The following is a 21,393-nucleotide window of genomic DNA, read 5'->3' on the forward strand; positions in this document are numbered from 1 at the left end:
AAGCTTCGTCCCGCCGCGCGCGCATGTGACGGTTTTAAGTCACCTCATGGTTATCGCTCATTAGCAACTATGACATCGGCGCGGCTGCGATCCATTGCGCAACGCAGCCGCAGGCGTCCATGGCGCCGCGCTCCCGCGGCGAATGTCCGTCCGGGTGATGCGTCGATCGGGACCCTCGTGACGTGAGGGCGCAAGGAGGACCGGACCTCGACTGAGGCCCGTGGCCCGCCTGCGGAAAAAAGATGCAGGCGGCAGGTACCACAGGTTCAGCCGGACAGACCCGGCCCTCCCTGCGCGATGGCTCTAACGGCTGCTTCGCGTTCTCCCTGGTGCGCCGGGCTTTCTGGCCACCATCCCCACGCGAAGCTCAGGGGCCTCAACGTGAGTTGATATCAGCATCGGGATATCAGGACCGCGCGACTTGACCGTGCGCAGCGAATTGTTCGTCGGCGCGAGCACCCCCGCGCTGCAATCCACCACGCCCACCGCTCCCCGCCCCGCGTGTCGTGACGACCGCGATACGCCCCTCATCTCGGGACGGGATGTCCGAGAGGATCGGCCTGATTTGCCCGACGGCGCAAGAACTCATAAGTGCGGCAAAGTAACCCGACGGGCAGTCGGAGCTTCGCCCGCATGCGGCGTGTACCTGATTGCGGCCGAGATCCGCCGAAACTCACGCGATCAAAAATGCGAGCACCGTCCGGATTGACGAGCGACACGCGGTCATTCTCCCCGATCAACATGCGGCCGCTGACGCCTCCCTTTATCTCCATCCAACGCGAGTGGACAGAGTTGGCGGCGACGCTCATTTTGAGGAGCATGAAAACATCACCTTCGACTCCAGAACTCGAACGCTCACCGGCGCCCGGTTCGGCCTTCACCCCTGCATTCCCCGTGCTTGGCGCGTACGATCTGATCGTCAGATGGGTCAGCCGCGAGACAGCGTGGCGGTCGGCGCTGATCGACAGGCTCGATGCTCGGGACAGCGAGCTGATCGTGGATGCTGGCTGCGGCACCGGCTCCCTGCTGATGCTGCTAGGCGTTAAGGCCTCCGGAGCGCGTCTCATCGGCATCGATCCCGATGCCCGCATTCTTGATCGCGCGGCCGCCAAGCTCGCGCGCGCCAGCGTTCAGGCCGATCTGAAGCATGGGTTTCTGCGCGATGTGTGCGCGGTGATCGGCGAGGGCCAGGCTTCCAAGATCACAAGCAGTCTCGTCTTTCACCAGGTACCAATGCAGGAAAAGCGCGCCGGGCTCGCAGCCATGGTCAGGGCGCTGGCTCCGGGCGGGACTGTGCTGATCGCCGACTATGGCCTGCAACGCACCATGCTGATGCGCAGCTTGTTCAAGCTCGTGCAATGTGTCGACGGGTTCGTGGATACACAGCCAAATGCCGACGGCCTTCTCCCGCAGCTGATGCGCGAGGCAGGCTTCACCGAGGTCGTAGAGACCGACCTGTTCGCGACTCCGAGCGGCTCGATATCGATCTATCGTGGCCGCGCGCCACAGCGCGCTGGATAACCGCGACGAAACGACTTTCGTAAGATCCACGTATCGCGGAGACGTACAGATGGCTGATTGTCCTTATCGCACGCTGATGCACTACAAGAGGTGGGCGACGCTGGATCTCTATGCCGTGCTCAGCGACACCCTGCGGAGCATGGCTGAGCCCGACCAGGGACTTGTCCTCCGACTGCTCGATCACGTTCAGGCGGTTGACGAGATCTTCATCCACCATCTCGAACGGCGGACGCATGGCTACAGCGCGGCGCGCTCGGCCAAATTGCCATCCTTTGAGATACTCGAACGAACGGCGCGGAGTTCTGCCGAGTGGTATGTCGCCTTTGCGGACCATCTGTCACCGCAAGACCGCGACGAGCCCATTATGTTCAGCTTTACCAACGGCGAGCCGATGACCATGACACCGGGCCAGATGCTGCTCCACGTCGCGGCGCATGGCTGCTATCATCGTGGCAATGTCGGTCTGCTGCTGCAGAAGAACGGCATCGCGCCGAACCAGGACCGGTTGACCGATTTTCTTGTGCTCGAATTGCAAAACCGCCTATGATGCCGGCATCTCCAGGATGATGGGCTCATGGCCAGAGCGTCGCTTCCGCGAAAATCTGCCTCTCAAGACCGATCGCGTGCGTTGGTGGACTTCATGCTCGATGCCACTGCCCGCGTTCTCAAGCAGGTGGGTTACGAGCGGGCGACCACGAACCGGATCGCGGCGGCGGCCGGCGTCAGCATCGGTTCGCTCTACCAGTACTTTCCCAACAAGGAGGCGTTGGTCGGCGCGCTGGTCGCCCGGCACAATCGCGACATGCTGGAGCTGCTTCGTATCAAGATTGAAGATTCCGCTCAGCTCAGCCTTGCAGCCAGCGTCCGCACGATGATGACCGCGATTCTGACGGCTCATCAGGCCGACGCCGAGTTGCACCGTATCTTCAATGATGAGGTCCCACGCATGGGCCAACTCGCCGAGATCGAGCAAATCGATCGCCAGATCGTGGCGCTCGTCAGGTCGTATCTCGATCAGCGTCGTAGCGAGATCAGTGTGGAGAACATTGACGCCGCAACGCTTATCTGCGTTTCGACCATCGACAACCTCTCTCACAAGCTCGCAATCCTCTACCCCGACCCTCTCGACACGCGCGCGCTCGAGTTCGTGAATGAGGTGACGCGCATGATCGTCGGCTATCTGCAAGGCGGGTCATCGGCGAGATGACGCCAGCCCGGCACGCAGGGCAACATGCCAATCGTGGTCCAGACTGCCGAGACAGCCGATCAGATGGACGCGCCGTCTCACGTCAGCCGCCTCGCCTGCATCACATGGGCTCCCGCCTCGCGCGCCCGTTCGGCCTGGGGCACACCGAGATAGCGTCCGACAATGTCGTCGCGGCTGACATCCACCAGTTCGTCGAAGCCGCATTTGCGCAGCTCGGCGGCGAGATCCGACGGGTCGAAATAGCTCAGCCAGGGCTCGCCGATCGCGGCGGTGCGTGCGGCGAGCGCGGCGACATTGACGCGGCGCGCGGGCGCGTAGTTGGCGAGTGGTTCGGTGTAGTCGAACACGACCTCCGCCGCGGGGAGCCTCGCCAGGAATGACAGCACGGCGAGCACCGCCTCGCGTCGCAGATAGGGCACGACCCCGAGCCAGTGAAAGAAGGCCGGCTCGGAGGACCGGAAGCCGCCGGCAGCGAGGGCATCACCGAGATGCTGCCGTTCGAAATCGACCGGCACGAAGGTGAGCAAGTCCGGCACGGCGCGGCCTGCAGCCACGATGCGCTCCCGTTTCCAGGCCTGCGTGGCCGGATGATCGGCCTCGAACACACGCAGTCCGATCGCTTGGTGCGGATTGCGAAGCGCGAGGGTGTCGAGACCGGCGCCGATGATCACGGCCTGGCGTACGCCCCGCGACACCGCCGCGGCCAGCGCATCCTCGGCGAAGCGGCTGCGCGCCGCCAGGAACAGCCGCAACTGCTGTCTGCTCGGATCGGCCGCGGAGGCCGCGATGAGCGCATCGGCATCGTCGCCGAGCAGCACGTGGGCGAGCGGATCGACGAAGATGCTGGCGCCGTCGGCGGTCTGATGCACCGCGCGGAGAATGGCCGCGCCGAAGGCGGTCCGGCTGGGCTGTCCCGTCTGCATGACGATCGTCTCTCCCCGCGCGATGCCTGCCGTTGCAGGCGATCACCTGGTAGCGCATAATTCTAACAGTGTAAAGATAGGGATCTGAGAGCAACCGCATGGCCAAGACGGCGAAGAAGCCACGCAAGACGTATCATCATGGCGATCTGCGCAACGCCCTGCTGACGGCGGCGCGCGAGGTGCTGGAGGAGCGCGGGCCATCGTTTCTCGGCCTGCGTGAGATCTCGCGCAGGGTCGGCGTGTCGGCTCCATCGTCCTATCATCATTTTCCAAGCCGCGACGCGATCGCGCTCGGCCTCGCCGAACAAGGCGCCGCCGAACTCGCCGCGGCTCTTGCCGCCGCGCCACCGCACTCCGGCGGCTCGCTGCTGACCTATGGCGAAGCCTATGTCGCGTTCGTGCGCGCCAATCCGGCGCTCTATCGGCTGATGTTCGGCGAGGGTTTTCCGGAAGTCTCGCAGCACAGCGCAGCAATCCGCGGCTTGCGGGCACGCAGCTACGAGATCATGAAGACGAGCCTCGAATCCCGACTGCCGGCTGCGGAGCTGCCGATCGCCGCACTGTTTCTCTGGGCGCTCGTGCATGGCCTGGGACTGTTGCTCGTCGACCGCCAGATCGTGCGCGACGGCGACCTGGAGGACGTCATCCGCCGGGTGCTGACGCTGGCGGGCACTGGACTCATGCATGGTCGGGGACATGCCGACGGAAAGGCCGGGCCGCCGTCACGGCGACCGGGAACTCGCCCGGCCTAGACCTGTCGAGACAGGGCTCGCGTAGATATCTCGGACGCGGTGTCGGGCGCGATGACCGGAGGCGGTGATGCGACCGGCGCTTCCGTGTCAGTCCTCCTCGACGCGGATGCCGGCGTCGCTGAGCGCCTCCATGACTTGCTCGATGTCCTCGGGGGCGCAAGTCGCCGGACAGATCTCATTCAGCTCGTCGAACGTGACAAAGCCTTTGCGTTCCCCGATCTCGATGGCGCGGCGGATGATGTCGGACAATTGCATGCGGCTCTCCCGGATGACGGCTCTCATCTATGGGCATAAGAGTCGCTCTGTTCGACAAGGGCCTCTTGAAGGTGCGAACGCACCGAACTGAACGCATGTTGGGCAACACCCCCGCGCTCTCCCCGTCATTGCGAGCGCAGCGAAGCAATCCAGGTTGGCGGGCGGGACTCTGGATTGCTTCGCTGCGCTCGCAATGACGTGTGGAAAGAGCTTGCCACTCACCGAAGCCTTGGAGCCCCCATGAGCTCAGCGACATCCGGGTTCACAGAGGCTGCGCGTGAGAATCCGGATGTCGCTGCGCTCATCCGGGCTACGGCAACCGCGGAGGCGCCTCAGCGCGCGAGCACCTCGACCTCGCCGTCGACGCCGTTGACGACCGTGAAGGAGCGCTCGAACACCTTGCCTTCGTTCTTGGCGATGGCGCGGTAGTCGCCTTCGGAGAGAACGACCTTCGGGAAGGCGCCGATCGATTCCTTGATCACGTCGCCGCCGGGGTTGATGACCGACCAGGCGGTATTAGCGAGCGCCTCGCCGCCGCGGTCGCTGACGAGCTTGAGCGTGATGACGGCCGCGCGATGCGTCACGGTGACGTCGGTGAGCTTGCTGGCCTGGACGCGGATGTCCGAGCGCACCACCGAGTTGGCGTCGCCATAGTTCGAGACGATGTAGTAGGTGCCCTCGGGCAGCATCAGCATGTCGCCCGCCGCAACGTTCGGCACCAGCGGCGCGCGTTCGCGGCCGTCGAACTGGCTGCCCTTGTAGATCGCAAACGAGATCTGGTTCTGCGGGATCTTGCTGGAGCCGACCTTGCCCTCCAGGCGCAGGCCGCCGGCCGGCAGCACGAAGGATTCGCGATCAGTCTCCGCCTTCAGATTGACCGAGCGGACCGAGCTGACCAGGCCGAGCGCAACATGCACCACGTAGTTGCCCGGCGGCAGCACGATGTTCGGCGTGGCGCCGCGATCCTCGCGCAGCATCTTGAACGCGCCGGTCTCGTCGGGCCGGTCGGCGAAGACGCGCCAGACCAGCCCGCCATTGATATTGGGCAGATCCTTGCCGTAGCGCGCCGAGAGCGACAGCACGCCCTGGTTCGGGGCCGCGGGCGGCGGTGCCACCGGGGGAATGGCGGCCGGTGCGCCCGGCGGGATCGCAGCGACCGGCGGCCCGGGCACGACCTGCGGCGCCGGCGGCAGAACCGGACCCGCGCCCGGCCCTGATGGCGGCGCCAGGCTGACGGCGTTGCCGGGGTCCGGCACCGATGCCGGCGGCACCGGCGGCGGCCTGTCGCTGAACAACTGCGCTGCGGCAGGAGATGCAACGAGGCCGGCCAGCACGCATGACCAGGCGAGCGCAAGCCATAGCTGCCCGCTGCGCCGGAAACCTGGGGATCCGCGACCTCTCGTCATCATCCTGCTTTTGACCGAAAACGCGGCGAATTCAAGCCTCTACTGAGCCCCTTCCCGCGCCGCGCCGGAGTGGCGCGCGGCTTGGTCGCAGGAAGCGGGACAGACGCGGCGGCGGGAACTTCAATTCGGCGGCATCCGCTGCTCACGTCAGCCGGCATAAAGAATGCCTCTGGTACATTCGAGACCGGTGTCACGAGCCGTTGACCGACTCGCGGCACGATGGCGTGAGCGTGGAGATGACAGTGCTGGACATGTTGAAGGGACGCCGTCACAGCGGAACCGAAAGCGCCGATATCGGGCTGGGCACCATTCGCAAACCGGTGATCGGGCTGGCGCTGGGCGGCGGCGCCGCGCGGGGCTTCGCCCATATCGGCGTGATCCGCACTTTGATGGCGCATGGCATCGTGCCCGACGTCGTGGTCGGAACCTCGATAGGCGCAGTCGTCGGCGGCGCCTATGCGGCCGGCCAGCTCGACACGCTCGAGGAATGGGCGCGCAGCCTGCAGATGCGCAACATTCTCGGTTATCTCGACATCCGCCTCAACGGCTCCGGCCTGATCGGCGGCGAGAAGCTGGCCGCCCAGCTTGAAGCCTCGCTCGGCCGCATCGGAATCGAGGACCTGCCGATGAAGGTCGCCACCGTCGCGACCGAGATCCGCACCGGGCACGAGATCTGGCTGACCCATGGCAGCCTGGTCGACGCGATGCGCGCCTCCTACGCCCTGCCCGGCATTTTCGCGCCGGTGCTGATCGGCGACCGCTGGCTGGTCGACGGCGCGATGGTCAATCCGGTGCCGGTGTCGGCGGCCCGCGCGTTGGGCGCCGAGATCGTCATCGCCGCCAATTTGTCGAGCGACGTGTTCACGCATTCGACCACGATCTATTCGCACGGCCAGCCCGTCGAGGTGCCGGAGACGGTGATGGAAACCGCTCCGCCGAAGCGCCGCTTCGGCAAGCTGTTCTCGCCGGAAAAGGCCGTGAAGCGGCAGTTCTTCGGCGGCGGCGGACGGCCGGGGATCTCCTCGGTCATGGTCGACGCCTTCAACATCATGCAGGACCGCATCACCCGTGCGCGCCTTGCCGGCGATCCGCCGGACCTTCTGATCTCGCCGCGCGTCGGCCAGATCGGCTGGTTCGATTTTCATCGCGCAGCCGATCTCATCGCGTTCGGCACCAGGGCCGCCGAACGCGCGCTGGATTCGATCCAGGAGGCGATCGGCCAGCCGGCGGGCGCGGGCTCGCCGGCCAGCGGCGGAGCTACGCCGTCTTGATGTATGTGCGCAGCGCTTCCTGCTCGGTCTCGTATTCGTTGACGCGCCACTTCACGACGTCGCCGATCGAGATCAGGCCGACCACGAGGCCGCCGTCGATCACCGGCAGATGACGGAACTTGCCGTTCGTCATCATCTCCATGATCTCGGCCACCGTGTCCTGCGGCCGACAGCTCACGACGCGGCGCGTCATCACGTTCGCCACCGGCTCGGTGAGCGCCGCGGCGCCGCGCTCGCCGAGCGAACGGACGATGTCGCGCTCGGAGAGGATGCCCTCCATCCGCGTGCCCGACATCACCAGCACCGCGCCGATCTTGCGGTCGGCGAGCAGCTTGGCGGCTTCGGCGAGTGTGGTCTGGGATTCGACGCTCTCGACCTTGTGGCCCTTGGTGTCGAGGATCGCACGTACTGTCATTGCTCGTCTCCTTGAGAGGCCGATGCGCCTTCTTGAGCGAGGCGTCGTTGCGGCTGATGCCTGCAGTCGTCCGTCAAGCGGATCGCTTAAGTCACGAGAGTCAATCAACAGTCTGGCAATGCACCGATCGCGTTCCGGTTGCAGTGCCCTTGGCAGGCCGTTTTGCGTCGCAGGATCTGCACGGCAAAAACCGGCACTGCTCATTGTTCCGGAATCGTGCTCCGGTTGCAGCGGACGCAAATGATGGATGAAATCAGCCGCGCCCGCAAGCGCAGGAAAACGGCAACTAACTGTCGACCGCGTCGGACGGCAACGCAGGTGCAGCATCGTCACGCACATGCGGAACGGGATCGAACAGCGCAAACAGGATCAGCCCGGCGACGAAGCCGCCGATATGGGCCTGCCAGGCGACGTCGGCGCCCTCGGCGCCCGGCGTGATGCCGCCGATCCCGAACACGATGTTCACACCGAACCAGACCACCAGGAAGCCCAGCACGCGCGGATTGCGCAGCGCACGCGAGAGCGACAAGGCCGGCACCTTCGCGGCCGCGACAGCGTCGCCACGGCTGAACGACAGGAAGCTGCCGCGGACGAAGGCGAAGCGCATCGCCGCCGCCATGGTGCCGGACACCGAGGCCGAGGCGCCGATCATCGGCGCCAGCGCGTGCTCGTGGGTGAGGAGATGGGCGAGCGCGCCGGCGGCCGCCGTGACCGCCATGAACAGATAGAACCTGAGCGCGCCGAAGCGTCGCGCCAGCGCGCTGCCGAACGGCAGCAGCCACAGCACGTTGAAGCCGATATGGGCGAGATTGGCGTGCAGCAGCGAGTAGCTGACGAAGGTCCAGACCTTGGCCGGCGTGCCGCCCAGAAACGGCCCGTCCATCAGCGACTGGTCGTACCGTTTTGGGACGAAGGCGAAGAGGTTGATGATCAAGTCGTCCCAGTCCTCCGGCAGCAGCACGCGCAGGTGGATCACCGCGATCAGCAGGATGTAGGCGGTAAGCGCCCCCGGCAGATTGAGGATCGGCTCGCGGGCCTGCTGCAGCGGCTGCCCTTGCGTGAGATCTGACGAAGAATCCAACGGAACGCACGCCTTCGACGAGAGGAACAGACCCGTCAGATAGGCGGCTTTGGTGCGGTTACGCAAGCGCACCGGCGCAGAGTTGATGTGCGGCGCAGCGGCGCGTTGCGGCGCGGGCCGGATCTGGAAGGACTTGAAAAGAAAGAGGGAGGGTCCTGAGAAAACCCTCCCTCGCAAGAGCGCCGGCCTTGTTGGCATCCGGGGAGCCCGGGGTTATATCCCCACCCCTCCCCGTCGCGACGACCGGACTTGTTTGACGCCGCCTTCGTGTCCTGGACCGATCGCGGCGGAGCTTTCATCGCCCGGCCGCGGTCTGACGAAACGAATTTTTAACGATCACGCCGCGGCTGCCAAGCTCATCGTTAATTTAACCTTAACGCGCGGAAGGCCGGGGGAAAGCCGGCACGATCGCACCATCGGCATGGACGCTGCACCGCCCCTCCTGCGACAACAATCCAGGGAGGCGCCTGGACGAAAGCGGGACAGCGATGTCCCGACGACATCCAGTGCGCGAGGGGTCTTCAGATGAAACATCCGTCCAATCGCGAGCTCTTCGCCTATTGGAACGCCAGACGCGGCTATGCCAAGGCGCCGGAGCGCAGCGACTTCGAGCCACAGGCCGTGCGCGAGCTGCTCGGCGACATCTTCGTGCTGTCCTGCGACGCCGGGAGCGGCTTCCCGTTCCGCATGGCCGGCACGCGGCTGTGCGCCCTGCTCGGCGGTGACGTGAAGGACAAGAGTTTCCCGTCGCACTTCACGTCCGAAAGCCGCCGCGAGATCGAGGAGATCACGACCGTGGTCTGCGAGGAGACGCTGCCGGCGATCGCCGGCGTGAAGGCCGGCGCGCCGGACCGCACGATTGCCCATTTCGAGCTCCTGCTACTGCCGTTCGCCACGCGCGCACACGAGCCGATCAGCCTGACCGGCCTGCTCGCCCCGTTCGAGACCCCGAAGGGCGCGCTGGGCCCGCTCGAGGTCGTCTCCTGGCGCTACATCCATCCCCCGGTCGAGCCGATCGTGCCGCGCGCCCTGCGCAAGCTCGCGCTCGCCCGCGGCCTGTTGGTGTATGAGGGCCTGCGCTGATAGCACGTCGCCCGATCCTTCCCGCAACACGTGCGCAACATGAACGCTTGCGGTGCTGCGATAACGCTGAATTAACCCTGTAGGATTTAGTTTCGTTGCTGGACCGTCCGGCGCTGCTAAGAGCCGGCTTTGAAGTGGCGAAACATGGCGTTGCCGAACAAAAAACTGACTCTTCCGGCCGCCGAGGAGCGCCGCCGCTTCCAGCGGGTCAAGGTCCATCTGCTCGGCCGCTACATGCTGCCGGACCGCCGTGAGTTTCCCTGCCAGGTGATCAACATGTCGCCCGGTGGCCTCGCGCTGCTCGCGCCGGGGATCGGCAATGTCGGCGACCGCGTGATCGCCTATCTCGACCATATCGGCCGCGTCGAGGGCAAGATCACCCGGATCATCGACAACGGCTTTGCGATGACGATCGGCGCGACCGCCCGCAAGCGCGACAAGCTCGCCGCGCAGCTGACCTGGCTCGCCAACCGCGACATCCTCAACCTGCCCGAGGATCGCCGCCACGACCGTATCATCCCGCGCAACCCGATCGCGGTGCTCACCCTCGAGGACGGCACCAAGATGACCTGCCGCATCATCGACATGTCGCTGTCGGGCGCGGCCATCGCGGCGGAGACCAAGCCGCCGATGAAATCGCAGGTCATGCTCGGCCGCGTGCAGGCGCGCGTGGTGCGAAATCTCGAAGGCGGCTTCGCCATCGAGTTCATCCACGCCCAGCTCGCCGAAACGCTCGAAGAGAGCGTTACCGCGCGGTAAAGCCGCAACTCCTGCAAATCCCGCAACTCTCCGGGGCACACGGCGTCCGCCACCGCGGGCGCCGTGTGCCGTTCGGCGACCGCACGCTGTGCCCGGCGCAGTTAATACGCAGCCTGAAACGCGTCGGCATGACTGCAATCACAGCGGTTTGCGGCTTAATGCGATGCATTTGAACTAAGTGCGATCGATTCAAATTTTATGCTTATTCGATTCAACAAAGATCCTAATTAGCGCCTTGTTTGAATTGGGTTTTCGTCAAATCCATCGTGGCGATTTAGCGGCAGCGAAAAATCTTTGTGAGACACATGGTCCCAACGAAAACGGGGGCCAAAATGGTCAAGCGGACGGGACAGGCGAAGGGATTGGCGGTCGCAGCCATCCTGATGGCGATGGGGACGATGGCGCATGCCGGTGATGACCGCGTGCTCTATGCGAGCCTTGGCGACACCACGCGGGCCCCGATCGGCTGGATCGAGTTCTGCACCGAGACCCCTGAGGAATGCCGCGGCGGCGCGTCGCAGCCCCGCGACATCGTGCTGTCCCAGACCGCCTGGCGCGATCTGCTAAAGGTCAATCGCTGGGTCAATGAGAATGTGAAGCCCATCACCGACATGGACCATTGGGGCGTGGTCGAGAAATGGTCGCTGCCGACCGACGGCTACGGCGACTGCGAAGATTACGTGCTGCTGAAGCGCAAGCTGCTGATCGATGCCGGCTGGCCCCGCGAGGCGCTGCTGATCACGGTGGTGCGCGACAAGAAGGGTGAAGGACATGCCGTCCTCACCGTAAAGACCGACAAGGGCGAATACGTGCTCGACAATCAGAACGAGAACGTCGTCGCCTGGACCGACACCGGCTACCGCTTCGTCAAGCGGCAGTCGCAGAGCGATCCCAACGTGTGGGTTTCGCTCGGCGATGCCCGCCCGGCGGTGGCCACCGCGAGCGCAAGGGAGCGCTAAGAGGACAACAGTTTCGAGTTACGCGACCCGGTCACATCCCCACCCCTCCCCGTCCCAGACCGGTTCGCGCGCGGCCAGGCCTCCCCCAAGGCCTGGCCGCAACTTTTTTGGGCGGGTGGCCCGACAATCCGCGGGGCCGATTCTCTTCACCCGTTCGAAAGCCGCCCCATTGCGTCGGCGCGGGAGCCGGATTCATGCGGACCGATCGGCTGCCCTGGATGCCCCGATGCTGGCCTCGAGCTCTGGCGTCGCGAGGTCCAAAATTTTCCCTGACCTGACCCAAGGAGTCCGCCGTTCCATGCGTCTCACTGGGTGAATGCCGGGAAAATCCCTTTCCCAGTGTCCGGTGTATGGGTGGAACGACCATGGCAGGGATAGGTCACATGCGAGCGCGGTCCTGGACGGGACGGGCCGAAGGGCCGGGTGACGGTCCGAATTGTCATGCTCGATCCTGTCGGCCCTGAGGAAACGACATGGGGGGCGTCATTCAGCGTGCGACAGCAGGGGCGACTGAGCCGTCGAGCGGCGAGGCCACGGATGACGACCTCGTCCGTCTGGCCACGCAGGGCAACCGCGCCGCGTTCGAAGCCTTGCTGCGGCGTCATTACGACCTCATGCACCGCGTCGCCTGGCGCATGACCGGCTCCCGGACCGACGCGCAGGACATCTGCCAGGACGTCTGCTGCGCGCTGGTGGAACGGATCGCGTCCTTCAGGGGCGAGGCCAGGTTCACGACCTGGCTGATCGGAATCGTGCGCAACGCCTGTCATGACCACCATCGGCGCCATTCGACATTGGCGCGCCTGAAAGGCCACCTCGCCGTGCTTGCGAGAATGGCGGCGCTGCCCGATGGCAGGGATCTCTTCCGTCGCAGCTGGCTCGCGAGCGAGCTGGCGCAGCTGTCGCCGCTGCTACGCGAGACGGTCGTGCTCGTGGTCGGCGAAGGCATGACGCACGCGGAGGCGGCCACGGCCCTCGGTGTCTCCGAGTCGACGATCTCCGGCCGCATGCACGAGGTGAGGCGACGAGCAGGTCTCGCGAAGGACATCAGCGATGAGCTCTGATCACGACATGAATCGTTTGCCCTCTCCCCCGCCGCCTGCGCCGGACGCACGTGATGCGGCTGTGCAACAGGCGCTGCTGCGCTTCGATCGAAAAAGCGCGGGGAACGTCCAAGGAATCGCGACCGACATCCGTCTCATCGAGCGAACCGCCGCGTCCCCGCGGCCGTCACGCGAGAGACCTGTCATGAAGCGAACGCGATATCTCCTGGCTGCCAGCCTGGCCTGTGTTGTTGCCGGATCGGGCGCCTATCTCCATCTGGCGCGGTCACCGCAGTTGGCGCACTTCGCTGCGCCCGTCGAACAGAAGGTGGCGAGCAACGAGGTTGCTCAGGCTGAGCCGACGGTCCAAGCAAAGAAGGAAAGCGAAAACCAGGACCGGCCACAAACGCGAGTCCAAACCGTCACTCCGGCCGCAAAGCCCAATCTGGAAGCCGCTGCCCCTTCGGCAGCCGCGGCGCCGCCTCCCGCCAAGCCGCATGTGGAAAATCAGGCCGCCCGCCTGTTGGTTCCGCAGGCGCCTTTCGCGACGGGCCGGGTGCAGGGTCCCCTGCAGGGGACACCGTCGCCTTATTCCGCTCGGAGCCGTGCGGACTACATGATCGATGACGGATTCAACCGCGTTTCGCCGCCAGCCTATGCCCAGCAGATGGCGCCGGCCGAAAGCCTGCGCGACCACACACAGCGCGAGCGCGTTCCTGGCGTGTCCGAGCCTGTCGGCCGCGACCAGTTTGCCAATGCGCCGGAAAACGCCTTCAAGGTCGCGCGCGATGCACCGGTCTCGACATTCTCCATCGACGTCGACACGGCGTCATACGCATTCGTCCGCGCACAGCTCAACCGCAATGTCCTGCCGCCGGCCGCGTCCGTTCGGACCGAGGAGCTGATCAATTACTTTCCCTATGACTATGAAGCGCCCGCATCGCCGGACGAGCCGTTCCGGGCCAATGTGGCCGTGTTTCCGAACCCTTGGGCGGAGGGCCGCAAGCTCGTTCGCATTGGCATCAAGGGCTATGCGCTGCAACAGACAAACCGGCCGCGCGCGAATCTGGTTTTCCTGATCGATACATCGGGTTCGATGCAGCCGCCGAACCGGTTGCCGCTCGTGAAGCAGTCGCTCGCCATGCTCGTGACCCAGTTGCAACCGGAGGACCGCATCGCGATCGTCACCTATGCAGGGAATGCCGGAACGGCGCTTGAATCCACTTCGGTATCCGAGAAAGCGAAGATCCTGGCGACGATCGACCGGCTGGAGGCCGGCGGCAGCACGGCGGGCGCCGAGGGCATCAGGCGGGCGTATGCGCTCGCCGAGCAGAACTTTGACGCAAGCGGCGTCAACCGCGTCATCCTCGCGACCGACGGCGATTTCAATGTCGGGATCACCAACAAGGATGAATTGAAGGGTTTCGTCGAGCGTCAGCGCGAAAAGGGCATTTTCCTGTCCGTGCTCGGCGTTGGTGCCGGCAATTACAATGACGCGCTGGCCCAGACGCTCGCGCAGAACGGAAACGGCGTCGCCGCCTACATCGATACGATCAACGAGGCGCGCAAGGTCCTGGTCCAAGAGGCAAGTTCGACGCTGTTTCCGATCGGCAAGGATGTAAAGATTCAGGTCGAGTTCAATCCAGCAGCCGTCGCCGAATATCGGCTCATCGGCTACGAGACTCGACTTCTCAATCGTGCCGATTTCACAAACGACAAGGTCGACGCTGGCGACGTCGGCTCGGGGCAAACCGTGACGGCGCTCTACGACATCGTGCCCGTCGGCGGGCCTCGGACGGTCGACGATCTCAGATACGGGGCGCCTGCCCCCGCGAGCGGCTCGCCGTCGCCGACCGAATATGCCTTCGTCAAGATCCGTTACAAGCTGCCGCGATCCGATCGAAGCACGCTGATCAGCACACCCGTCGATCGCGGATCCGAAAGCGCTCGGTTCGAGGACGCGCCGCTCGATGCCCGCTTTGCGACCGGCGTGGCCGCGTTCGGCGAGATTCTACGTGGTGGAAAGCACACCGGACAGTTCGGCTACGACGACGTGCTGCGTATCGCCTCGGCAGCACGCGGAGACGATCCTTACGCCTATCGCGCCGAGTTCCTTCAGCTGGTGCGCGCGGCCAAAACCGCGAGCGCAATGCAGCCGCTGCGACCTTAATGGATGTGCGATTCTCGACCACGGCATCGGTACGCAACTTGCGACCAGCGCAGGCGAAAAGGGTCAGACGACTGAAATTTGTCAACGCCCTCGGTCGCGGCTAGGCCCCCAAGGCCTAGCCGCAACTTTTTTTGGCCTTGCTCGGCAGATATGTCGCAGTCGGGGCGCGGCGTCGGCCGCCAACCTTGTTTTCCCTCGATGGTCGGGTTTAGGTTGTCGGCATGATGATGATCCTGCGAAGCGCGACCGTGCTGGCGGCGGCCCTGACCCTGGCGAACTGCTGCATGTCCGGGACCGGCTGCTCCGGGCCGATGGCCTCGGCCAACACGCCGGCTGCAACGCCCGCCATGGCGGCGACGCCGGTCGCGGCTGGCCCGCAGCCGCAGGCGGCCGACTGGGATGGCCGGGTCGCCTCCGAGACCGACACCGACATGGTGATGGAGCCGGACATCGGAACCGCCCGCAAGCCGGCCAGGCGCCGCGGCGATTCCCGGGTCGACGTCATGTCCGCGCAGTCCAGCTCTGGCTCACGCGGCCGCATGAGCTGGGAGGAGGAACAGGCTGCCGACCTCGCCGACGAGGCCCGTCTGAAGCAGAAGCTCACGATCTGCCGGAACTGCAATTCGGGCCAGTAAGCTCCTGATCAGTTGACCCTTTTGCGGAGCGTCGCCCCGGCCGATCGGCGGCCGGAAGCTTGCCGCGGCATGGCCGCGCCGCACTCTTTCGGGGTTGCGGGCCTCGCTTTTGTCCGATTTGCTCACCAAATCTTTACGATGAGGTTTGTCCGTTCAGCGCACGCCTGCGCCGAACGGTCCGCGTTTGATTTCTCGAATGTCCCCGCCTCCCGCATTTTCTGCGGAGAGGACTGCGAAGTCTTTTCGATTGGGTGGTTTCGTGATGAATCCTGTGACGCGCGACACCAGTCGCTATGCTGACACGACCCGGCCGGGTCCAACGCGGGGCCAACCGATCGCCCTCGCCGCCGCAACGCTCGCGGTGATCATCGCCGGTATCGGCGGCATCGTTCTCTGGCGAGCCTATGGCGGCGCTCCGGTCGAGGTCGACCGCGGTGCGGTCACGCGGCAACTGCAGGCCCGCACGGTGCAGGCCTCCGAGCAGCTGGTCGAGAAGACCAAGGGGCTCGAAGCCACCCAGCAGGAATCGATCGATCAGTTGCAGCTGATGCAGGAGCAGTTGCAGAGCATGCGCCGCCTGCTCGCCGCCCAGCAGGCCGACACCAAGCGCCTCTCGGACCAGGTCTCGACGCTGAAGGAGTCCATCGACGGCCTCCGCCAATCCTTCGCCAGCACCCAGAGCTCGGAGCAGGCCGCTCCCGCTTCGCGTAACCGCAGCATTCGCGCACGGTCTCACGCGAGCCGCAGTGCACACCGAGGGCGTCGCAGCCGATCCTGAATCGCGACGGCGCGTTGCGCTGACAGTACAAATCCTGCCGAATTTTCCCGGTGTCTTGTGAAGTGCTTCACAAAGCCAGACACGGATTCAGGCCATCCTGTGGTCACCGGATGGCGAGCCAATTTCAGGATGGCGCAGGGCCAATTTCAATATCCGGGGCTGGCAAGGCCGTTGGCGCCATACTGCGCCGACGGCCTTGTTCTTTGTCAGGATGCTTGAACGCGGCGCGCCATCCGCGCACCCTCGCAGTTCCTGGACGGCTCTCCAGCTGGTGACTTGCTTTTCGGCTGCCATTCCCGGCTCAATGCCCCCCGCAATCCGCAGAGGAGCCTTCATGTCCGTCGATCCCGCGCTGACCTCCGATATCATCGGGCTGACCAAGGTCGCCCCCTTCTCCCGGCGCGGCTTCATGACCGCCTCCGCGGCCGTGACGGCGGGCTACACGCTGGCTGCTGGCCCGGTCCGAGCCGAGGCCATCACGACGGATAGCAACGGCCTCAACGCGGGAGACGCCAGGATCAAGGTGGGAGATGGCGAGATGCCCGCCTATTTCGCCCGCCCCGCGAGCGCCAGCAACCCGCCGGTCGTGCTGGTGGCGATGGAGATCTTCGGCCTGCACCAGTACATCAAGGACGTCACGCGGCGTCTGGCCAAGCTCGGCGCGTTCGCCGTGGCCCCGGACTACTACTTCCGCGCCGGCACCGACCTCACCAAGATCACCGAGATCAAGGACCTGCTGCCGATCGTGAATGCCAAGCCGGATGCCGAGCTGTTGTCCGATCTCGACGCCACCGTCGCCTGGGCAAAATCGCAGGGCGGCGACACCTCACGCCTGGGTATCGTCGGCTTCTGCCGCGGCGGCCGGACCGTGTGGGAGTATGCCGCGAAAAGCGCCGCGCTGAAGGCCGGCGTCGCGTTCTACGGCCCGCTGATCGATCCGCCCAATCCGGCATGGCCGAAGAGCCCGACGCAGCTCGCGCCCGAGATGAAGGCCCCTGTTCTCGGTCTCTATGGCGAAGCCGATACCGGCATTACGGTCGCCAGCGTCGAGGCGATGAAAGCCGCGCTCGCGGAGAACAAGAAGACCGCGGAGTTCAAGATCTATCCCGGCGCGCCGCATGGCTTCCACGCCGACTACCGCCCGAGCTATCGCAAGGACGCAGCGGAAGATGGCTGGGCACAGATGCAGGCGTGGTTCAAGACCTACGGCGTGCTGGGCTAAGCAGCGCACCAAGGCCGTCGTCCTCGGGCCAGTCGAGCGCCCGTGGACCCGCGCCCTGCACGCGAGCTGATCAGCTCAGCGCAGCCGGCGATCGCCGCGGCGGATCTTTGCCGGCTGCCGAGCGCCTCGCTCGAGCTCCCAGGCCATCCAGACCAGCGCGGCGCCGAGGCTGACGACGACGCCCATGAAAACCAGCGTGAGTTCAGGGGATGTAAGTGAGTTCATCATGCCTGTTTCCATGCAAGCGTTGCGCCAGCTCTCTCTCCGTCGCCGCTCGTCCAGCGCAGCGACAATGATGGTGACGAGTTGTCGTTAACGTGAAGTGATCAGCTAACTCATCACTCCCGCGCCGGTTTCACCGTGCGAGGGCTCACTCGCAAACTTCGATGGGGCGAGTACGCCAGCCGTGCGCTGTCCGCACGCGCTTGCGGGCGACATAGCAGCCGCCGAGGTCCTCGTAGGTGTAGGGGTAGTAGTAAGGGTATCCGCCGCCGTAGTAATAGGGATAGCCGAACCCCAGACCGAAGCCGAAGCCCGGACCAAACCCGCGGTGAAATCCGCCGTGGTAGAATCCGCCGCCGTGGAAACCGCCCGGCCCATGTGCCGATGCCACGCCGGGGACCATCCCCAGCGCCATCACGCCACCTGCCAGCAATCCCATCCATGTCCTGCGCATCGATCTGTCTCCAAATTCAAACCGGCCAAACAAACAGCCTGCAATGAGGCCATCATTGCAGGCCGATGCTTAAAGCCTGATTTGGAACAGCTCGCGGACACGTCTGCTCACATCTGCGCGATGTGGTGTCTGCCCATGCCCTCAGCCTGGCTGGCAACAATCAGCAACCGCGGCAGATACTCTTGACCCTCTGATCGACCTTCCGGTTCTCCTGCTGGATCGCGGCCTCGTCAGTGGAGTCCCCGGTCCGGTTTGGTCCCGTTGCCGACGTGCCGCCCGTTGCGCCGCGACCTGAACCGGTCGTCACGCCCGACGACCCGCTCGCGCCGGAGCCGGAGGATTGCGCCGTGCCGAGGCTGTTGGTGCCGTTCGCATCGGTCGCCCCCGGCTGAGACAGCTGCGCCCCGTTGCCCGCGGCGTTGGGATTGCCCTGCGTATTGCCGAGGCCGGCCGCGTTGCCTGAAGGAGCGCCATTGGCGCCGCCGCCAATCCCGGTCGTGCCGGCGCTCGGCGCGCCGACGTTGCCGGTCCCGGATGCCGTTCCGCTCGTTGCGCCCGCTCCACTCGTGCTGCCCGTCGTTGCGCCGCCTGCGGCACCGCCGCTCGCAGCACCGCCGGCGCTGGCTCCTCCACCCGCCCCTCCGCCGCTACCACCGCCACCTCCTCCGCCGCCGCCCTGGGCGAACACGGCCGTCGCCGTGGTGAGGCCTGCGATCACGATCAACGTACCCAGTGAAACTCTCGCCATCGGACGATCTCCCTTTACATCTCAACCCGAGCGGACAGACCGTGTTCCGGAACGAAACGGACGCGGAGCGGATTGATGGCGCGAGGAGAGCAAGGGGCCGTGCGCAAGCTGATCGCCTTCGACGAGGATACTTTCGACAAGCTGAAGCAGCTCGGCCGCGATCAGATGCTGAGTCTGCAGGATCTCGCCGACGAGGCGTTCATGGATCTGCTGGAGAAGCACGGCGTGCCGGCCGACCTCAAGGACGCGCTGCGCAAGAGCGCTGCGGAGGAAGACGGCGGCGCCCGCAAGCCCGAGCGGAAGGCGAAGAGAAAAATCAACGGCAGCGAAACCGACGGCAAAGCAAAGACCAAGCCGAACAAGAGGAGCAGGATTTCAGCATGACCACCGACCCCGATCCGTTCGAACAGGGCCAGCGCGCCGCGCGGGAGAACATCCCGGCCGAGGCCAATCCGTATCAGGACGGCTCCGACCAGCACGCCCTGTGGGCGAGCGGCCATGAGCGTGTTGCGAGTGCGGCCGAGGCAAACGAATCCGAGGGGACCTGAGCGGTCAGCCGATCTTCTTCAGGCCCTTGGTGTAGCGCGGCCCCTTGGCCACGTAGGCCTTGGCCGCGATCCCCATGCGCTCCACCTGCGCCGGCTCCAGCGTGCGCACGACGCGCGCGGGAGCGCCGATGATCAGCGAGTACTCCGGAAAGTCCTTGCCTTCGGTGATGATGGCGCCGGCGCCGACGACGCTGCCGCGGCGGATATGGGCGCCATTCATGATGATCGAGCCCATGCCGATCAGCGCGTCATCCTCGACGGTGCAGCCGTGCAGGATGACGTTGTGGCCCACCGTGACGTTGCGGCCGACGCGCAAGGGAAACCCGGGATCGACGTGACAGGTGGCATTGTCCTGGATGTTCGAGCTCTCGCCGATCTCGATCCAGTCATTGTCGCCGCGAATGACCGCGCCGAACCAGACCGTGACTTCCTTCGCGAGCTTCACGCGGCCGATCACCGTCGCATTGTCGGCGATGTAGTAATTTCCGTCCGCCGGCAACTCGGGCGCCTGCCCGTCGAGTTCGTAGATGGCCATCGAGATCTCCCATTCGCGAGAGACCTTGGCACAGGCAGCAGCGCGAATTCAAGCAAGCGGGCCGCGGCGATGGAACTAGGCCAGCACGCCTGCGGCGCGCAGGGTCATCACCACGAAGGTGCCGCACATCATGCTCCAGAAGCCGGCGATCACGGTCGCCAGCATCACGAACTCGAACCGACGGCGCTCGATGCGCGCGCCGCGCAGCGTGTTGCGCATGATGATGAAGGGCGCGGCGAACACCAGGAACGGCACCGCGGCGAAGCGCCGGGGCGTGACGCCTTCCTGCAGCAGCTCGAACCCGGGCGGACGTTCGGCATAGACCTGATAACCGCTCGCCAGGGCACCGGCCAAGGCAAAACCGATCAAGAGCGAGAACAGGGAATTGAACGCTTCTGCCGTCATCGAACGCACCCACACACACTTGCAGAACTGCCCAACGCCGGTTTGGCAAAAACCGACCGGGCGCGCCACATTATCCTTAAGAAACGGTTAATGATGGCCGCGTCTGGCGCGCAAGGTCCACCGGTAAGATTCTGAAGACATGCCGCATCGACGTGGCATAGTCGGCGCTGATTCGGCCTCGAGATCCCCTGCCCGCCATGACGATGTTTTCGGTTCGCAGTGCCCGCCCTTCGAACGGACATGGCCATGCCGTGCCGATCGTCGTCGGGTGCATGCTGGCGGCGTCGGCGGTTGCGGTCGTGGCCTATCTGCTGTGGCCGACCTGGCGGGCCGCGGCCTTCAAGGGCCCCGAGCGCCTGCCCGTCAGCATCGGCGGCACGATCTTCAACGTTCCGTCGGCAGCCATCCGGGTCAAGATCCAGCGCCATACCGGGCCACAGGAGCGTGTCGATCTCGGCTTCGACTATCCGTCGCTGACGCCGCCGGAGGCCCCGCATCACGTCAGCGCCGACCAGATCGATCAGGCGCCGCATCCGATCGATCGCATCTTCGTATCGATCTCGGCGCATCACGATGCCATGTCGCCGGAGACGCGGCTGAAGACGATCTATCCGCGCTATCTGAATCCGTCGGGGATCGCGGTTCAGGACGGTCTCACCATGCGCGGCTTTCGCGCAGGCACGCCTTACGATGTCGAGGACCTGTTCGTGGGTGAGCAGCCCGCGCTGGTCGCCCGCTGCACCCGTGACGCCGCCACGCCCGGCATGTGCCTCAGCGAACGACGCATCGAGAGTGCCGATCTCGTCTTCCGCTTTCCGCGCAGCTGGCTGTCAAACTGGCAGGACGTCGCCGCGGCCATGGAGCGACTGACCGCACAGATGCATGCGGTGAAGTAGTCGGGCGAGTAGCTCGCGCAACGACCACGTGCGCTGGTTAAAGCGGAAACTCTTCCCACGGGTCATTCCGGGGCATCGCATAGCGATGAGCCCGGAATCCATAAC

At 65.2% G+C, this 21,393-nt stretch carries 26 protein-coding genes; 16 read left to right on the forward strand and 10 right to left on the reverse strand.

From position 1 onward, the window contains the following. Window positions 1-705: 705 nt before the first annotated feature. The 3 genes from ACQR1Y_RS02450 to ACQR1Y_RS02460 all read left to right on the forward strand — a co-directional run bounded on the left by ACQR1Y_RS02450 (window position 706) and on the right by ACQR1Y_RS02460 (window position 2,728). Window positions 706-1,521 carry a class I SAM-dependent methyltransferase gene (locus ACQR1Y_RS02450; protein WP_434875544.1) on the forward strand — a complete coding sequence of 272 codons (816 nt, stop codon included), beginning with the start codon at window positions 706-708 and terminating at the stop codon, window positions 1,519-1,521. A gap of 49 nt (window positions 1,522-1,570) precedes the next feature. Beyond that, the gene (locus tag ACQR1Y_RS02455) at window positions 1,571-2,068 is read left to right on the forward strand and encodes a DinB family protein (RefSeq protein WP_434875543.1); all 498 of its coding nucleotides are present in this window, start codon (window positions 1,571-1,573) and stop codon (window positions 2,066-2,068) included. A gap of 93 nt (window positions 2,069-2,161) precedes the next feature. Further along, on the forward strand, window positions 2,162-2,728 hold the full coding sequence (locus tag ACQR1Y_RS02460) for a TetR/AcrR family transcriptional regulator (protein ID WP_434875542.1): 567 nt from the start codon (window positions 2,162-2,164) through the stop codon (window positions 2,726-2,728). 77 nt (window positions 2,729-2,805) lie between these two features. Here ACQR1Y_RS02460 and ACQR1Y_RS02465 read toward each other — a convergent pair whose 3' ends face one another. After that, window positions 2,806-3,651 (reverse strand): class I SAM-dependent methyltransferase, encoded by an 846-nt coding sequence (locus tag ACQR1Y_RS02465; RefSeq protein ID WP_434875541.1) that lies wholly within the window; start codon window positions 3,649-3,651, stop codon window positions 2,806-2,808. A gap of 98 nt (window positions 3,652-3,749) precedes the next feature. Here ACQR1Y_RS02465 and ACQR1Y_RS02470 point away from each other — a divergent pair, with 98 nt between their 5' ends. Further along, a complete protein-coding gene (locus ACQR1Y_RS02470) occupies window positions 3,750-4,403 on the forward strand; it encodes a TetR/AcrR family transcriptional regulator (protein WP_434875540.1) in 654 nt (217 codons plus the stop codon). A gap of 87 nt (window positions 4,404-4,490) precedes the next feature. Here the strand turns inward: ACQR1Y_RS02470 and ACQR1Y_RS02475 are convergent, their stop codons facing one another. Together ACQR1Y_RS02475 and ACQR1Y_RS02480 are read right to left on the reverse strand one after the other, a co-directional pair. After that, window positions 4,491-4,658, reverse strand: a complete 168-nt coding sequence (locus tag ACQR1Y_RS02475; protein ID WP_434875539.1) for an RNA polymerase sigma factor region1.1 domain-containing protein — start codon at window positions 4,656-4,658, stop codon at window positions 4,491-4,493. Window positions 4,659-4,990: 332 nt separating this feature from the next. Beyond that, window positions 4,991-6,064 (reverse strand): hypothetical protein, encoded by a 1,074-nt coding sequence (locus ACQR1Y_RS02480; RefSeq protein ID WP_434875538.1) that lies wholly within the window; start codon window positions 6,062-6,064, stop codon window positions 4,991-4,993. A 242-nt stretch (window positions 6,065-6,306) separates the two neighbouring features. Here ACQR1Y_RS02480 and ACQR1Y_RS02485 point away from each other — a divergent pair, with 242 nt between their 5' ends. Further along, complete coding sequence (locus ACQR1Y_RS02485; RefSeq protein WP_434858788.1) at window positions 6,307-7,335, forward strand: patatin-like phospholipase family protein; 1,029 nt, start codon at window positions 6,307-6,309, stop codon at window positions 7,333-7,335. On the opposite strand, the gene ACQR1Y_RS02490 is transcribed toward ACQR1Y_RS02485, so the two are convergent. Further along, on the reverse strand, window positions 7,322-7,750 hold the full coding sequence (locus tag ACQR1Y_RS02490; protein WP_434875537.1) for a CBS domain-containing protein: 429 nt from the start codon (window positions 7,748-7,750) through the stop codon (window positions 7,322-7,324). The two genes, ACQR1Y_RS02485 and ACQR1Y_RS02490, sit on opposite strands and share 14 nt — an antisense overlap. A 286-nt stretch (window positions 7,751-8,036) precedes the next feature. Then, window positions 8,037-8,831 carry a rhomboid family intramembrane serine protease gene (locus ACQR1Y_RS02495; protein WP_434875536.1) on the reverse strand — a complete coding sequence of 265 codons (795 nt, stop codon included), beginning with the start codon at window positions 8,829-8,831 and terminating at the stop codon, window positions 8,037-8,039. A gap of 525 nt (window positions 8,832-9,356) precedes the next feature. On the opposite strand from ACQR1Y_RS02495, the gene ACQR1Y_RS02500 reads away from it, so the two are divergent. The 8 genes from ACQR1Y_RS02500 (at window position 9,357) to ACQR1Y_RS02535 (ending at window position 17,480) form a co-directional block, all read left to right on the forward strand. Beyond that, window positions 9,357-9,914 carry a PAS domain-containing protein gene (locus tag ACQR1Y_RS02500; protein WP_434875535.1) on the forward strand — a complete coding sequence of 186 codons (558 nt, stop codon included), beginning with the start codon at window positions 9,357-9,359 and terminating at the stop codon, window positions 9,912-9,914. A 144-nt stretch (window positions 9,915-10,058) separates the two neighbouring features. Next, window positions 10,059-10,673 carry a PilZ domain-containing protein gene (locus ACQR1Y_RS02505; RefSeq protein ID WP_434858606.1) on the forward strand — a complete coding sequence of 205 codons (615 nt, stop codon included), beginning with the start codon at window positions 10,059-10,061 and terminating at the stop codon, window positions 10,671-10,673. A 332-nt stretch (window positions 10,674-11,005) separates the two neighbouring features. Further along, window positions 11,006-11,632 (forward strand): transglutaminase-like cysteine peptidase, encoded by a 627-nt coding sequence (locus ACQR1Y_RS02510; RefSeq protein ID WP_434858605.1) that lies wholly within the window; start codon window positions 11,006-11,008, stop codon window positions 11,630-11,632. A gap of 473 nt (window positions 11,633-12,105) precedes the next feature. Further along, window positions 12,106-12,696: an RNA polymerase sigma factor gene (locus ACQR1Y_RS02515; protein ID WP_434875534.1), complete on the forward strand. Its 591-nt coding sequence runs from the start codon at window positions 12,106-12,108 to the stop codon at window positions 12,694-12,696. Further along, entirely contained in the window at window positions 12,686-14,845 is a 2,160-nt protein-coding gene (locus ACQR1Y_RS02520; protein ID WP_434875533.1) for a vWA domain-containing protein, read from the forward strand. The genes ACQR1Y_RS02515 and ACQR1Y_RS02520 overlap by 11 nt, the downstream gene beginning before the upstream one ends. A gap of 221 nt (window positions 14,846-15,066) precedes the next feature. Beyond that, window positions 15,067-15,480: a hypothetical protein gene (locus ACQR1Y_RS02525; protein WP_434858602.1), complete on the forward strand. Its 414-nt coding sequence runs from the start codon at window positions 15,067-15,069 to the stop codon at window positions 15,478-15,480. Between the two features lie 262 nt (window positions 15,481-15,742). After that, the gene (locus tag ACQR1Y_RS02530; RefSeq protein ID WP_434875532.1) at window positions 15,743-16,258 is read left to right on the forward strand and encodes a hypothetical protein; all 516 of its coding nucleotides are present in this window, start codon (window positions 15,743-15,745) and stop codon (window positions 16,256-16,258) included. 409 nt (window positions 16,259-16,667) lie between these two features. Then, window positions 16,668-17,480, forward strand: coding sequence for a dienelactone hydrolase family protein (locus ACQR1Y_RS02535; protein ID WP_434875622.1), 813 nt, complete (start codon window positions 16,668-16,670; stop codon window positions 17,478-17,480). Between the two features lie 75 nt (window positions 17,481-17,555). Here the strand turns inward: ACQR1Y_RS02535 and ACQR1Y_RS02540 are convergent, their stop codons facing one another. The 3 genes from ACQR1Y_RS02540 to ACQR1Y_RS02550 form a co-directional block, all read right to left on the reverse strand. After that, the gene (locus ACQR1Y_RS02540; protein ID WP_434858792.1) at window positions 17,556-17,708 is read right to left on the reverse strand and encodes a hypothetical protein; all 153 of its coding nucleotides are present in this window, start codon (window positions 17,706-17,708) and stop codon (window positions 17,556-17,558) included. A gap of 142 nt (window positions 17,709-17,850) precedes the next feature. Next, window positions 17,851-18,156 carry a hypothetical protein gene (locus ACQR1Y_RS02545; protein WP_434875531.1) on the reverse strand — a complete coding sequence of 102 codons (306 nt, stop codon included), beginning with the start codon at window positions 18,154-18,156 and terminating at the stop codon, window positions 17,851-17,853. Between the two features lie 160 nt (window positions 18,157-18,316). Beyond that, on the reverse strand, window positions 18,317-18,904 hold the full coding sequence (locus ACQR1Y_RS02550; protein WP_434875530.1) for a hypothetical protein: 588 nt from the start codon (window positions 18,902-18,904) through the stop codon (window positions 18,317-18,319). 75 nt (window positions 18,905-18,979) lie between these two features. Between ACQR1Y_RS02550 and ACQR1Y_RS02555 the strand changes: the two genes are divergently transcribed. Then, window positions 18,980-19,288: a hypothetical protein gene (locus ACQR1Y_RS02555; RefSeq protein ID WP_434875529.1), complete on the forward strand. Its 309-nt coding sequence runs from the start codon at window positions 18,980-18,982 to the stop codon at window positions 19,286-19,288. Continuing rightward, entirely contained in the window at window positions 19,285-19,452 is a 168-nt protein-coding gene (locus tag ACQR1Y_RS02560) for a hypothetical protein (protein WP_434875528.1), read from the forward strand. The genes ACQR1Y_RS02555 and ACQR1Y_RS02560 overlap by 4 nt, the downstream gene beginning before the upstream one ends. A gap of 4 nt (window positions 19,453-19,456) precedes the next feature. Here the strand turns inward: ACQR1Y_RS02560 and ACQR1Y_RS02565 are convergent, their stop codons facing one another. Beyond that, window positions 19,457-19,987: a gamma carbonic anhydrase family protein gene (locus tag ACQR1Y_RS02565; protein WP_316170253.1), complete on the reverse strand. Its 531-nt coding sequence runs from the start codon at window positions 19,985-19,987 to the stop codon at window positions 19,457-19,459. Between the two features lie 75 nt (window positions 19,988-20,062). Next, on the reverse strand, window positions 20,063-20,392 hold the full coding sequence (locus ACQR1Y_RS02570) for a DUF6949 family protein (RefSeq protein WP_434875527.1): 330 nt from the start codon (window positions 20,390-20,392) through the stop codon (window positions 20,063-20,065). A 197-nt stretch (window positions 20,393-20,589) separates the two neighbouring features. Between ACQR1Y_RS02570 and ACQR1Y_RS02575 the strand changes: the two genes are divergently transcribed. Next, window positions 20,590-21,288, forward strand: coding sequence for a hypothetical protein (locus ACQR1Y_RS02575; protein ID WP_434858595.1), 699 nt, complete (start codon window positions 20,590-20,592; stop codon window positions 21,286-21,288). The last annotated feature ends 105 nt before the right edge of the window (window positions 21,289-21,393 follow it).

This window comes from Bradyrhizobium sp. HKCCYLRH3099 (assembly GCF_051167855.1).
Classification (GTDB): domain Bacteria; phylum Pseudomonadota; class Alphaproteobacteria; order Rhizobiales; family Xanthobacteraceae; genus Bradyrhizobium.

Coding starts and splice junctions, on each gene's coding strand:
- ACQR1Y_RS02505 (WP_434858606.1), top strand. CDS start 10,059: ATGGCGTTGCCGAACAAAAAACTGACTCTTCCGGCCGCCGAGGAGCGC.
- ACQR1Y_RS02470 (WP_434875540.1), top strand. CDS start 3,750: ATGGCCAAGACGGCGAAGAAGCCACGCAAGACGTATCATCATGGCGAT.
- ACQR1Y_RS02565 (WP_316170253.1), bottom strand. CDS start 19,987: ATGGCCATCTACGAACTCGACGGGCAGGCGCCCGAGTTGCCGGCGGAC.
- ACQR1Y_RS02525 (WP_434858602.1), top strand. CDS start 15,067: ATGATGATGATCCTGCGAAGCGCGACCGTGCTGGCGGCGGCCCTGACC.
- ACQR1Y_RS02460 (WP_434875542.1), top strand. CDS start 2,162: ATGCTCGATGCCACTGCCCGCGTTCTCAAGCAGGTGGGTTACGAGCGG.
- ACQR1Y_RS02540 (WP_434858792.1), bottom strand. CDS start 17,708: ATGATGAACTCACTTACATCCCCTGAACTCACGCTGGTTTTCATGGGC.
- ACQR1Y_RS02575 (WP_434858595.1), top strand. CDS start 20,590: ATGACGATGTTTTCGGTTCGCAGTGCCCGCCCTTCGAACGGACATGGC.
- ACQR1Y_RS02535 (WP_434875622.1), top strand. CDS start 16,668: ATGACCGCCTCCGCGGCCGTGACGGCGGGCTACACGCTGGCTGCTGGC.
- ACQR1Y_RS02545 (WP_434875531.1), bottom strand. CDS start 18,156: ATGCGCAGGACATGGATGGGATTGCTGGCAGGTGGCGTGATGGCGCTG.
- ACQR1Y_RS02570 (WP_434875527.1), bottom strand. CDS start 20,392: ATGACGGCAGAAGCGTTCAATTCCCTGTTCTCGCTCTTGATCGGTTTT.
- ACQR1Y_RS02475 (WP_434875539.1), bottom strand. CDS start 4,658: ATGCAATTGTCCGACATCATCCGCCGCGCCATCGAGATCGGGGAACGC.
- ACQR1Y_RS02510 (WP_434858605.1), top strand. CDS start 11,006: ATGGTCAAGCGGACGGGACAGGCGAAGGGATTGGCGGTCGCAGCCATC.
- ACQR1Y_RS02520 (WP_434875533.1), top strand. CDS start 12,686: ATGAGCTCTGATCACGACATGAATCGTTTGCCCTCTCCCCCGCCGCCT.
- ACQR1Y_RS02500 (WP_434875535.1), top strand. CDS start 9,357: ATGAAACATCCGTCCAATCGCGAGCTCTTCGCCTATTGGAACGCCAGA.
- ACQR1Y_RS02490 (WP_434875537.1), bottom strand. CDS start 7,750: ATGACAGTACGTGCGATCCTCGACACCAAGGGCCACAAGGTCGAGAGC.
- ACQR1Y_RS02455 (WP_434875543.1), top strand. CDS start 1,571: ATGGCTGATTGTCCTTATCGCACGCTGATGCACTACAAGAGGTGGGCG.
- ACQR1Y_RS02550 (WP_434875530.1), bottom strand. CDS start 18,904: ATGGCGAGAGTTTCACTGGGTACGTTGATCGTGATCGCAGGCCTCACC.
- ACQR1Y_RS02555 (WP_434875529.1), top strand. CDS start 18,980: ATGGCGCGAGGAGAGCAAGGGGCCGTGCGCAAGCTGATCGCCTTCGAC.
- ACQR1Y_RS02560 (WP_434875528.1), top strand. CDS start 19,285: ATGACCACCGACCCCGATCCGTTCGAACAGGGCCAGCGCGCCGCGCGG.
- ACQR1Y_RS02465 (WP_434875541.1), bottom strand. CDS start 3,651: ATGCAGACGGGACAGCCCAGCCGGACCGCCTTCGGCGCGGCCATTCTC.
- ACQR1Y_RS02480 (WP_434875538.1), bottom strand. CDS start 6,064: ATGACGAGAGGTCGCGGATCCCCAGGTTTCCGGCGCAGCGGGCAGCTA.
- ACQR1Y_RS02530 (WP_434875532.1), top strand. CDS start 15,743: ATGAATCCTGTGACGCGCGACACCAGTCGCTATGCTGACACGACCCGG.
- ACQR1Y_RS02515 (WP_434875534.1), top strand. CDS start 12,106: ATGGGGGGCGTCATTCAGCGTGCGACAGCAGGGGCGACTGAGCCGTCG.